Origin of the sequence: Serratia sp. CC22-02 (genome assembly GCF_900182895.1) — a bacterium.
Taxonomy (GTDB): Bacteria; Pseudomonadota; Gammaproteobacteria; order Enterobacterales; family Enterobacteriaceae; genus Serratia; species Serratia nevei.
On record NZ_FXUD01000002.1, the window covers coordinates 240,273 to 252,399 of the forward strand.

The window sequence follows — 12,127 nt, forward strand, 5'->3', positions numbered from 1 at the left end:
GGCCAACGCCGGGCGCGCGGGATATGTTGGCCTGCACATCAACCACGGAGAAAACAACAATGACAACCGTATCCACGCTGGGGGCGCTGGTGGCGTTAGCCGTCGCCATCGTCCTGATTCTACGCAAGGTGCCACCGGCTTACGGCATGATCGCCGGCGCGCTGGCGGGCGGGCTGTGTGGCGGCGCCGACCTGGTGCAGACCGTAACGCTGATGATCGGCGGGGCGCAGGGCATCACCAACGCCGTGATGCGCATTCTGGCGGCGGGGGTGCTGGCCGGAGTGCTGATCGAATCCGGCGCGGCGCACACCATCGCCGAAACCATCGTGCGCAAGGTGGGTGAAACCCGCGCGCTGCTGGCGCTGGCGGTGGCTACACTGATCCTGACGGCGGTGGGGGTATTTATCGACGTGGCGGTGATCACCGTCGCACCGATCGCGCTGTCGATCGCCCAGAAGGCCGGCATTTCGCGCGCGGCGATCCTGCTGGCGATGATCGGCGGTGGCAAGGCCGGCAACGTGATGTCGCCCAACCCGAACACCATTGCGGCGGCGGACAACTTCCACGTGCCGCTCACTTCGGTGATGATGGCCGGCATCGTGCCGGGGCTGTGTGGCCTGGTGGTGGCCTATCTGCTGGCGCGTCGCCTGAGCGATAAAGGCAGCAAAGTGATGGCCGAAGAGCTGACTCAGCATGCCGAAGGGGCGCGGCCGGGCTTCGCTGCGGCGATCAGCGCGCCGCTGGTCGCGATCCTGCTGCTGTCGCTGCGGCCGATCGCCGGTATCGCCGTCGATCCGCTGATCGCGCTGCCGGCCGGCGGGTTGGCGGGCGCGCTGCTGATGGGGCGTATCCGCCAGTGCAATCATTTTATGGTCTCCGGCCTGTCGCGCATGGCGCCGGTGGCGATCATGCTGCTCGGCACCGGCACGCTGGCGGGCATTATCGCCAACTCGGCGCTGAAGGATGTCTTGATTAACGGCTTAACGCACACCGGGCTGCCGGCCTGGCTGCTGGCGCCGCTGTCCGGCGCGCTGATGTCGATGGCGACCGCATCGACCACCGCCGGCACCGCCGTGGCTTCCGGGGTGTTCAGCTCTACGCTGCTCGAACTGGGTGTGAGCGGGCTGGCCGGTGCGGCGATGATCCATGCGGGCGCCACGGTGCTGGATCACCTGCCGCACGGCAGCTTCTTCCACGCTACCGGCGGCAGCGTCAATATGGCGGTGCACGAGCGGCTGAAGCTGTTGCCGTATGAAACGCTGGTGGGATTCACCATCGCGGCAATCTCGGCGCTGATGTTTGGCGTATTTAACCTGGCGGGATAAGGAACAGTGATGAAAACGCTGAAAAAAGTGGTTATTGCCCCGGATTCTTTCAAAGAGAGCCTGAGCGCGCTCGGCGTTGCCGACGCCATCGAGCGGGGATTCCGCCAAATTTATCCGCAGGCGCACTACGTGAAGCTGCCGATGGCAGACGGCGGCGAAGGCACGGTGGAGTCGATGGTGGCGGCCACCGGCGGCGAAATCGTCCAGGTGACGGTCACTGGGCCGCTGGGGGAGCCGGTGCAGGGGTTCTATGGCCTGCTGGGCGACGGCGAAACCGCAGTGATTGAAATGGCCGCCGCCTCCGGGCTGCATCTGGCGCCGCCCGGCCGGCGCGATCCGCGCATCACCACCAGTTACGGCACCGGCGAACTGATGCTGGCGGCGCTGGAGCGCGGCGTGAAGGCGATCATTCTCGGCATCGGCGGTAGCGCCACCAACGACGGCGGCGCCGGGATGATGCAGGCACTGGGCGTGAAGTTGCTGGATAAGGATCGCCGGCCGCTGCCGGTGGGCGGGGCGGCCCTGGCGCAGCTGGCGCACCTCGATCTCGCCGGGCTGGATGCGCGTTGGCAACGGGTGAGCGTAACCGCCGCCTGCGACGTCGATAACCCGCTGTGCGGCGAAAAGGGCGCCTCGGCGGTGTTTGGGCCGCAGAAGGGGGCGACGCCGGAGATGGTGGCGCAGCTCGATGCGGCACTGCATCACTATGGCGAACTGCTGGAACGAGAAACCGGCCGCGCCGTGCTCACCCAGCCGGGCGCGGGAGCGGCGGGCGGCATGGGGGCGGCGCTGCTCGGCATGCTCAGCGCGCGCTTGCGGCCGGGCATCGAGATCGTCACCGAAACCCTGCGTCTGGATGAGGCGGTGCGCGATGCCGATTTGGTGATCACCGGCGAAGGGCGGCTGGACAGCCAGTCGATCCACGGCAAAACGCCGATCGGCGTGGCGCGGGTGGCCAAGCGCCACGGGGTGCCGGTGATCGCCATCGCCGGCAGCCTGACGCCGGATTACCAGGTGGTGCATCAACACGGCATCGACGCGGCGTTTTCGGTGCTCGACCGCATCGTGACGCTGGAAGAAGCGCTGGCGGACGCCGATCGCAATCTGCAGGTGACGGCGCGCAACGTGGCGGCGGTGTGGCAACTGGCGCAAAGGGAAGGCCCACAGGCATAGCCTGTTGCTGTTATCGGTTTCGATGCAGGACTTTTCCGTTACAATAGCCGGCATTAATGGCTGCTGACATCCCGACCCAGAACGGAATGCCGGCCGGAAAGGAAATGAGGGGAACTGAGATGAAGCAAGAGAAACACGGCGTATTGCTGGTGAACCTGGGCACACCAGATGCGCCGACCTCGTCGGCGGTCAAACGCTATCTGAAGGAATTCCTCAGTGACGATCGCGTGGTCGATACGGCGCCGCTGATCTGGTGGCCGATCCTCAACGGCGCGATCTTGCCGATCCGTTCGCCGCGCGTGGCGAAGCTGTATCAGTCGGTGTGGATGGAAGAGGGCTCGCCGCTGTTGGTGTACAGCCGCCGCCAACAGCGGGCGCTGGCGGCGCGCATGCCGAATACGCCGGTGGAGCTGGGCATGAGCTACGGCTCGCCGAGCCTGGCGGAAGCCATCGACAAGCTGCTGGCGCAGGGCGTGACCAACCTGGTTGTGCTGCCGCTCTATCCGCAATATTCCTGTTCCACCAGCGCGGCGGTATGGGATGGCGTGGCGCGGGTGCTGAAAGGCTATCGCCGTTTGCCTTCTGTGGCCTTCATCCGCGATTACGCCGAACATCCGGCCTACATCGCCGCGCTGCAGCAAAGCGTGGAGCGCTCGTTCGCCGAGCACGGCCAGCCGGATCGGCTGGTGCTGTCGTTCCACGGCATTCCCAAACGCTATGCGCGCCTGGGCGACGACTACCCGCAGCGCTGCGAGGACACCCTGCGTGCGCTGAGCGCCACGCTGCCGCTGGCGCCGGAGCGCGTGATGATGACGTACCAATCGCGCTTCGGCCGCGAGCCGTGGCTGACGCCGTACACCGATGAGACCCTGAAGGGGTTGCCGGCGCAGGGCGTGAAGCACATTCAGCTGATTTGCCCCGGTTTCTCGGCGGACTGCCTGGAAACGCTGGAAGAGATCAAAGAACAGAACCGCGAGATCTTCCTCAAGGCCGGCGGCGAGAAGTTTGAATATATCTCGGCGTTGAACGACGAGCCGGCGCATATCGATATGATGCAGCAGCTGGTGGCGCAGCGCCTGTAATCATCCATAATCTGTCTATTAGATGCATCGTGATCGGGCGGGGATGTGTTAACATTCTCCGCTTGTTAAACCGTCACCACCGCCAATCACATGAAATTTCCTGGTAAACGCAAGTCCAAACACTATTTCCCGGTGAGCGCCCGCGATCCGCTTCTGCAGCAGGCCCAGCCCGAAAGTGAAATCAGCACCTCGTATATCGTCGGCATCGATCAGACGCTGGTGGATATCGAGGCGAAAGTGGACGACGCTTTTGTCCAGCGCTACGGCCTGAGCCTGGGCCACTCTCTGGTGATCGAAGACGACGTCGCCGAGGCGCTGTATCAGGAACTGAATGACAACAACCTGGTTACCCATCAGTTCGCCGGCGGCACCATCGGCAATACCATGCACAACTATTCAGTGCTGGCGGACGATCGCTCGGTGCTGCTCGGCGTGATGTGCAGCAACGTGAAAATCGGCAGCTATGCCTACCGTTACCTGTGCAATACCTCCAGCCGTACCGATCTTAACTATCTGCAGGGCGTTGATGGCGCCATCGGCCGCTGTTTCACGCTGATTGGCGAAAGCGGCGAGCGCACCTTCGCCATCAACCCGGGCCAGATGAACCAGCTGCGCCCGGAAAGCATTCCTGAAGAGGTGATCGCCGGCGCGTCGGCGCTGGTGCTGAGCTCTTATCTGGTGCGCTGCAAGGAAGGGGAGCCGATGAAGGCCGCCACCCTGCAGGCGATCGAATACGCCAAAAAACACGACGTGCCGGTGGTATTGACGCTGGGCACCAAGTACGTGATCGCCGACAACCCGCAGTGGTGGCGCGACTTCCTGAAGGAAAACGTGACGATTCTGGCGATGAACGAAGACGAAGCGCTGGAGCTGACCGGGCTGAGCGATCCGTTGACCGCCTCGGACATGGCGCTGGAGTGGGTGGATCTGGTGCTGTGCACCGCCGGGCCGAACGGCCTGTATATGGCGGGCTACACCGAAGAGGCCAACAAGCGCCAGACCCAGCACCCGCTGCTGCCGGGGCATATCGCCGAGTTCAACCGCTACGAATTCAGCCGCGCCATGCGCCGTGAACACTGTGAAAATCCGCTGCGCGTTTATTCGCACATCGCGCCGTATATGGGCGGGCCGGAGAGGATCATGAACACCAACGGCGCCGGCGACGGCGCGCTGTCGGCGTTGCTGCACGATATTGCCGCCAACGGCTATCACCGCCATAACGTGCCGAATTCCAGCAAGCACGTGCGCAGCTACCTGACTTATTCCTCCCTGGCGCAGGTGTGCAAATACGCCAACCGCGTCAGCTACCAGGTGTTGAACCAGCATTCGCCGCGCCTCACCCGTGGCCTGCCGGAGCGGGAAGACAGCCTGGAAGAGTCCTACTGGGAGCGTTAACCCGCTGAAAAAGAAAAGGTCCGGCAATGCCGGACCTTTTTTGTGCGCCGTGGCGCTTCAGATCGGACAGCCGCCCATTTTTTCTTCTTCGCTCAGGGTGTCCAGCTGCAGGATGTTCAGCATGCTGTTGGCGATCTCCCGCTCGCCCATCACTACCTGATTAGCGCCGCGATCGGTGATGTAGGCCACTTCGTCGTCGTAGTGGGCGCGGGCGATGATCTCGATGTTCGGCCGCTTGGCGCGCGCCGAGGCGACGATCTCGCCGGCCTCATAGCCGTTGGGGATGGTCAGCAGCAGCCAGCGCGCGCAGTCGAGCCGCGCCAGATCCATCACTTCCGGATTGGCGGCGTTGCCCAGCACCGTCTTGATGCCCTGTTCGCGCAGCGCTTCCACCCGTGGGCGGGAGTTCTCGATCACCACCAGCGGAATGCCCGCCTCGGCCAGTTTGCCGCCCAGCAGGCTGCCGACACGGCCATAGCCGACCACCAGCGCGTGGTTGCACATGTCCACCGGGATCTGCTTCTCTTCTTCCACCGCCTCTTCGAGAATTTGCTCTTCGATGGTTTCGGTTTTGGCCAGATAGCGCTCCAGCAGGGTGAACAGCAGCGGGTTGAGCATGATGGACAGAATGGCGCCGGCCAGCACCAGATTGCGCCCGTGTTCCGACATCATGCCGAGCGCGATGCCGAGGCCCGCCAGAATAAAGGCGAACTCGCCGATCTGCGCCAGGCTGGCGGAAATGGTCAGCGCGGTGCGCTTGGAATGACCGAACATTTTCACCAGCAGGAACGCGGCGGCAGATTTGCCGAACACGATGATTGCCAGCGTCGCCAGCACCGCCAGCGGTTCGTTAATCACGATCATCGGATCGAACAGCATGCCGACCGAGACGAAGAACAGCACCGCGAACGCGTCGCGCAGCGGCAGGGTGTCGTGCGCCGCACGGTGGCTCAGTTCGGACTCGTTCAGCACCATGCCGGCGAAGAAGGCGCCCAGCGCGAAGGAGACGTCGAACAGCTTCACCGCGCCGTAGGCGATGCCGAGCGCCAGCGCCAATACCGCCAGGGTGAACAGCTCGCGCGAGCCGGTGCTGGCGGTTTTCGACAGGATCCACGGCACCAGGCGGCGGCCGACCACGATCATCAACGCGATGAAGGCGATGACCTTACCGATGGTCAGCGCCAGCTCCATCAGCAGCTGGCTGCTGCTGGCGTTGTCGTTGCCCAGCATATTGCCGAAGGCGGGCAGCAAGACCAGCGTCAGCACCATCGCCAAATCTTCGACGATCAGCCAGCCGATGGCGATTTGCCCGCGCTGGCTGTCGATCAGCTGCCGTTCCTCCAGGGCACGCAGCAGCACCACGGTGCTGGCGGTGGAGAGGCAGAGGCCGAACACCAGACCGGAGATCAGATCCCAGCCGAGCAGCTTGGACAGCCCCATACCGAGCAGGGTAGCGACGGCTATCTGCGCCACGGCGCCGGGAATGGCGATAGATTTTACTGCGAGGAGGTCTTTCAAAGAGAAGTGCAGGCCAACACCGAACATCAACAGGATAACGCCGATTTCCGCCAGTTCCGGCGCCAGTGAGGTATCGGCGACGAAACCGGGGGTGAACGGGCCGGCGAGCACCCCTGCGGCCAGATACCCCACCAGAGGGGAGATGCGCAGGCGGTTTGCCAGCATGCCGAGGAGGAAGGCGAGTACTAACCCTCCGACGATGGTGGTGATGAGCGGTGTTGAATTATGCATCCATACTCCTTCTGGCTATGCATCGCGGCACGGGAGAAACGCAACAAAGTTACGAAAAGATACATTTAGTTTATTGCATTTGTTCGTGGCTTGCTTGGCTAATTTGGCCTTTTTTGTAAAAAAGCAGAGGATTTCACTTAAGGCGCGGCAATGAGGAGATTTTGTGTCAGATAAGCCAAATAACATTGGTTTATCCGTGGGATAACCCGGATGAATAAATAATTTCATCCGGGTATTCAGCGGGGTTATTGCGCTTTATGCTCCATATTGGGCAGTAGCGCCGTGATAATGCCGATCAGCGGCAGGAAAGCACAGATTTGGTAGACCAGCTCGATACTGGTCAAATCGGCGACATAACCAAGAACTGCCGCACCTAACCCACCCATACCGAAAGCAAAACCGAAGAATAAGCCGGAAACCATGCCGACTTTACCGGGGATCAGCTCCTGCGCATAGACCAGGATGGCGGAGAACGCCGAGGCGAGAATAACCCCGATGATCACCGTCAAAATGCCGGTCCAATACAGGGATGCATAGGGTAAAACAAGGGTAAACGGTGCCGCACCGAGAATGGAGCCCCAAATAACATATTTGCGCCCTATCTTGTCACCGAGAGGCCCGCCGATAATGGTGCCGGCCGCCACTGCGAACAGGAAGGCGAACAGGTGAATCTGTGCATTCTGCACCGAAACGCCGAACTTATGTATCAGATAAAAGGTGTAATAGCTGCTGATGCTGGCAAGATAGAAGTATTTGGAGAAAATCAGCACCAGCAGGATGCCCAGCGAGTAGGCAACGGTACGTTTTGGCAGCGGTTTCAGCAGCGACGGGCTTTTGGGCTGCCCTTTAGTTGCCCGGTGCTGATGTTGATACCACTTGCTGACCTGCAGCAACACCACGATCGCCAGCAGCGCCGCCAGCGAGAACCAGGCGACGTTGCCCTTGCCGTAAGGCGCGATGATCAGCGCCGCCAGCAGCGGGCCGAGCGAGCTGCCGAAGTTGCCGCCGACCTGGAACAGCGACTGCGCCAGGCCGTGCCGACCGCCGGAGGCCATGCGCGCCACGCGCGAGGATTCCGGGTGGAAGACCGATGAGCCGGTGCCCACCAGCGCCGCCGCCAGCAGCACCAGCGGGAAGGTGTTCGCCACCGACAGCAGCAGCAGGCCGGACAGGGTAAAGCCCATGCCGATCGGCAGCGAGTAAGGCTGCGGGTGTTTATCGGTGTAATAGCCAATCAGCGGCTGCAGCAGCGAGGCCGTCAGCTGATAGGTCAGGGTAATCATGCCGATCTGCACGAAGCTGAGGTGAAAATCGGCTTGCAGGATCGGGTAAATCGCCAGGATCAGCGACTGGATCATATCGTTGAGCAGGTGAGACACGCTGATGGCGCCAAGGATGGAGAAGGCGGTTCCCTTCACCGCGCTGCCCTTGGCGGGCGGCATCGCGCTTTGGCTACTGTCGGTCATATTATTATTAGCCTGATAAGTTGTTGAGCACAGAGATGACATCTTAGGCAGGGCGCTCAATTTTTACCATATCTGAAATAATCAGACTCACATCGCAAAAATTTGAAATCAGCTGTCATTAATTCGCGCTACAATTTCGCCCTCATCATAAAAGCCATTTAATACACGGAGATCCGCCATGCGCTTTTCGCTGAAAACCACCGCATGCGCGTTGGCCGTTTCCCTGACGTTGCTGTCGGGGGCCGCCAGTGCCTGGGAAAAGGATAAGACCTACGCCATCACCATTCTGCACACCAACGATCATCACGGTCACTTCTGGCAGAACGATCACGGCGAATACGGCCTGGGTGCGCAGAAAACGCTGGTGGACGGCATTCGTCAGGAAGTGGCGGCGCAGGGCGGCAGCCTGCTGCTGCTGTCGGGCGGCGATATCAACACCGGCGTGCCGGAATCGGACCTGCAGGACGCCGAGCCGGACTTCCGCGGCATGAACCTGGTGGGTTACGACGCGATGGCGATCGGCAACCACGAATTCGACAACCCGCTGAGCGTACTGCGCCAGCAGGAAAAATGGGCGACCTTCCCGCTGCTGTCCGCCAACATCTATCAGAAAAGTACCGGCCAGCGGCTGTTCAAGCCTTACGCCTTGTTCGACAAGCAGGGCATCAAGATCGCGGTGATCGGCCTGACGACCGACGACACCGCGAAAATGGGCAACCCAGAGTACTTTACCGACATTGAATTCCGCGTGCCGGCGCCGGAGGCGAAGCGGGTGGTGGAGCAATTGCGCAAGGATGAGAAGCCGGACGTGATCATCGCCGCTACCCACATGGGGCACTATGACAACGGCGAACACGGCTCCAACGCGCCGGGCGACGTGGAGATGGCGCGCAGCCTGCCGGCCGGGTATCTCGACATGATCGTCGGCGGCCACTCGCAGGATCCGGTGTGCATGGCCGGCGACAACCGTAAGCAGGTGGATTATGTGCCGGGCACGCCGTGCTCGCCGGATCGCCAGAACGGCACCTGGATCGTGCAGGCGCATGAGTGGGGCAAATACGTGGGCCGCGCCGACTTCGAATTCCGCAACGGTGAGCTGAAGCTGGTGCATTATCAGCTGATCCCGGTGAACCTGAAGAAGAAGGTGGAGAAGGCGGACGGCACCAGCGAGCGCGTGTATTACACCCAGCAGATCGCGGAAGATCCGACCATGATGAAGCTGCTGACGCCGTTCCAGGAGAAGGGCAAGGAGCAGCTGAGCGTGAAGATCGGCAGCGTTAACGGCAAGCTGGAGGGCGATCGCAGCAAGGTGCGCTTCGTGCAAACCAACCTGGCGCGGGTGATGTTGGCCGCGCAGAGGGAGCGCGCCGATGCCGACTTCGCGGTGATGAGCGGCGGTGGGGTGCGTGATTCCATTGAAAGCGGCGATATCACCTACAAAAACGTGCTCAAGGTACAGCCGTTCGGCAACACCTTGGTGCATGTCGATATGAAAGGCCGCGAGGTTGAGCAGTACCTGGCGGTAGTGGCCAACATGAAGCCGGATTCCGGCGCCTACGCCCAGTTCGCCAACGTCAGCCTGGTGGCGGACGGCAAGGGCGTCAGCGAGGTGAAGATCAACGGCCAGCCGCTGCAGGCGGATAAAACCTACCGCATGGCGACGCTGAACTTCAACGCGCTGGGCGGCGACGGCTATCCGAAGCTGGACGGGCTGCCGAGCTACGTCAACACCGGCTTTATCGATGCCGAGGTGCTCAAGCAGTACATCGAGAAACACTCGCCGCTGGATGCGGCGGCTTATGAACCGAAGGGCGAAATCGTTTATCGCTAATCGCCACCGCAGCGGCCTGCTCCCCATGGGCGGGCCGCCTGTTTTCCCGCCGAAATCCTCCTTCAAACGCACGCAAAAGTCGCCGCCGCCGCCTTCCAATGATAGCCTGAGCAACAATTTGGTTTTGATAACGCAAGCAGGGAGATGACATGTTGAAAACCGCAGGCTGGCTGCTGCCCGCCATCCTGGCGCTGGCGGGGTGTTCGTCATCCGGCCAACGCCATGAGCAAACGCTCAGCCAGGCGCTGGCGGCCATCGGCCAAGACAAGGCGCTGGTTGGCGCGTCGAGCGGCGTGATGGTGCGTGATGCCGACAGCGGCACCGTGCTGTATCAGGCGCACGCGCAGCAGCGCCTGGCGCCGGCTTCCAACATGAAGATGTTCACTTCTCTGGCGGCGTTCGGCGTGCTGGGGGCGGATTACCGGTTTGAAACCCGGCTGCTGACCACCGGCGAGCAGCGCGGCGACACCTTGCAGGGGGATCTCTATCTGCAGGGCAGCGGCGATCCGACGTTGCACCCTGACGATCTCGACACCTTCGCCGCCACGCTGGCGCAGCGCGGCATTCGCCATATTCATGGGCGGCTGATCCTGGACGCCAGCGCGTTCGATCAAACGCCCTTCGGCGCCGGCTGGAGCTGGGACGACGAACCCTTCGCTTTCGGCGCGCCGATCTCGGCGCTGAACTACGCCTTTACCCCCGGTGGCGATATCAACGTGGTGCGGGTGGACGTGCAGCCGGGTGCCCGCGCCGGTGCGCCAGGGCGGGTGGGTTTCTATCCCGCCAATGACGCGGTGACGCTGGTCAACCGCACCACCACCGGCGGCGACACCACACTGACGTTCGATCGCCAGCCGGGCAGCAACCGAATCGTGGTCAGCGGCACCATCGCCGCGCAGGCGGAGACCCGCTCGCGATTGATCACCGTCGATCAACCGGCCCGCGTGATCGGCGCCTTATTGCAACATGCGCTGCGCGCGCACGGCATCACGCTGCGCGGTAACGCGGAAGAGGGCGTGACCCCTGCCGATGCCCGGTTGCTGGCCGAAAAAACCTCGCTGCCGCTCTCTCGCCTGGCCGTCACCTTCCTGAAGGTGTCCAACAACGGTTACGGCGAGGTACTGACCAAGGCGATGGGCCGCAAGACGCAGGGCAAGGGGGATTGGGCCGCCGGCCTGCAGGCGATCGGCCAGTTTGTGCAAAGCCAGGGCATCGCGGCCGGCGCGTACCGTCAGGTAGACGGTTCCGGGCTGTCACGCATGAACCAGATCACGGCGCAGCAGCTGACGACGCTGCTGCTGGCAGCCAGGAAACAGCCGTGGTTTGCCGCCTGGTATAACGCCTTGCCCATCGCGGGCCAGCCGGGGTTGCTGGTGGGCGGTACGCTGCAGAGCCGCATGGTGAAGACGGCGGCGGCGGGCCGCGCCCACGCCAAGAGCGGTTCCATGACCGGGGTCTCGTCGCTCAGCGGCTATGTCGACTCGGCGACCGGACGGCCGCTGGCGTTCGCCATCATCAGCAACAACTATCTGGTGCCCGGCGCGGAGGTGAAGGCGCTGGAGGACCGCCTGGTCGAGACGCTGGCGGCCTGTGACGCCACGGTAGTGTGCCGCTGAGCGCGCGGCGTCAGTCGCGCTTGGCGATGTCGGCGAAGCTGCCGGCCAGCAGGCGGCACAGATCGGCGGCGGCCAGCTCGATGTCCAGCCCGCGTTTGCCGCCGGAAACGTAGATGGTGGCGAACGCTTGCGCCGGGCTGTCGATCACCGTCGGCAGCCGTTTTTTCTGCCCCAGCGGGCTGATGCCGCCCACCAGATACCCGGTGACGCGCTGCGCCAGCTGCGGATCGGCCATCTCGGCCTTTTTGGCGCCGAGGGCGCGGGCGACCTTTTTCAGATCCAGCTGGGTGGCGACCGGCGTGACCGCCACCGCCAGGTGTTTGGCGTCGCCGTTCAGCGCCACCAGCAAGGTTTTGTAAACCCGATCGGCATCCAGCCCCAGCTTTCTCACCGCTTCGTCGCCGAAATTAGTTTCGTCGCTGTCGTGGTGATACGGATGAAGGGTAAAGGTGACCTTTTGTTTTTCGAGCAGAACGACTGCGGGCGTCAT

At 62.6% G+C, this 12,127-nt stretch carries 9 protein-coding genes; 6 read left to right on the plus strand and 3 right to left on the minus strand.

The window, feature by feature from the left end; translation table 11 throughout:
• Positions 1-59: 59 nt before the first annotated feature.
• The 4 genes from QOL81_RS07950 to QOL81_RS07965 all read left to right on the plus strand — a co-directional run bounded on the left by QOL81_RS07950 (position 60) and on the right by QOL81_RS07965 (position 4,975).
• Complete coding sequence (locus tag QOL81_RS07950; protein ID WP_038875012.1) at positions 60-1,325, plus strand: GntP family permease; 1,266 nt, start codon at positions 60-62, stop codon at positions 1,323-1,325.
• A 9-nt stretch (positions 1,326-1,334) separates the two neighbouring features.
• Positions 1,335-2,498, plus strand: coding sequence for a glycerate kinase (locus QOL81_RS07955; protein ID WP_049199928.1), 1,164 nt, complete (start codon positions 1,335-1,337; stop codon positions 2,496-2,498).
• 119 nt (positions 2,499-2,617) lie between these two features.
• The gene (gene hemH, locus QOL81_RS07960) at positions 2,618-3,580 is read left to right on the plus strand and encodes a ferrochelatase (RefSeq protein ID WP_004940253.1); all 963 of its coding nucleotides are present in this window, start codon (positions 2,618-2,620) and stop codon (positions 3,578-3,580) included.
• Between the two features lie 90 nt (positions 3,581-3,670).
• Entirely contained in the window at positions 3,671-4,975 is a 1,305-nt protein-coding gene (locus QOL81_RS07965; RefSeq protein WP_049199930.1) for an inosine/guanosine kinase, read from the plus strand.
• Positions 4,976-5,032: 57 nt separating this feature from the next.
• Here QOL81_RS07965 and ybaL read toward each other — a convergent pair whose 3' ends face one another.
• Together ybaL and QOL81_RS07975 are read right to left on the minus strand one after the other, a co-directional pair.
• Entirely contained in the window at positions 5,033-6,724 is a 1,692-nt protein-coding gene (ybaL, locus tag QOL81_RS07970) for a YbaL family putative K(+) efflux transporter (RefSeq protein WP_004940247.1), read from the minus strand.
• Positions 6,725-6,969: 245 nt separating this feature from the next.
• Positions 6,970-8,190 (minus strand): MFS transporter, encoded by a 1,221-nt coding sequence (locus QOL81_RS07975; protein ID WP_049199934.1) that lies wholly within the window; start codon positions 8,188-8,190, stop codon positions 6,970-6,972.
• Positions 8,191-8,368: 178 nt separating this feature from the next.
• On the opposite strand from QOL81_RS07975, the gene ushA reads away from it, so the two are divergent.
• Both ushA and dacB read left to right on the plus strand, forming a co-directional pair.
• Entirely contained in the window at positions 8,369-10,021 is a 1,653-nt protein-coding gene (gene ushA, locus QOL81_RS07980) for a bifunctional UDP-sugar hydrolase/5'-nucleotidase UshA (protein WP_070914135.1), read from the plus strand.
• A 149-nt stretch (positions 10,022-10,170) separates the two neighbouring features.
• Positions 10,171-11,637 carry a D-alanyl-D-alanine carboxypeptidase/D-alanyl-D-alanine endopeptidase gene (dacB, locus tag QOL81_RS07985; protein ID WP_283439766.1) on the plus strand — a complete coding sequence of 489 codons (1,467 nt, stop codon included), beginning with the start codon at positions 10,171-10,173 and terminating at the stop codon, positions 11,635-11,637.
• A gap of 10 nt (positions 11,638-11,647) precedes the next feature.
• On the opposite strand, the gene ybaK is transcribed toward dacB, so the two are convergent.
• Positions 11,648-12,127 carry a Cys-tRNA(Pro)/Cys-tRNA(Cys) deacylase YbaK gene (gene ybaK / locus QOL81_RS07990; RefSeq protein ID WP_049272291.1) on the minus strand — a complete coding sequence of 160 codons (480 nt, stop codon included), beginning with the start codon at positions 12,125-12,127 and terminating at the stop codon, positions 11,648-11,650.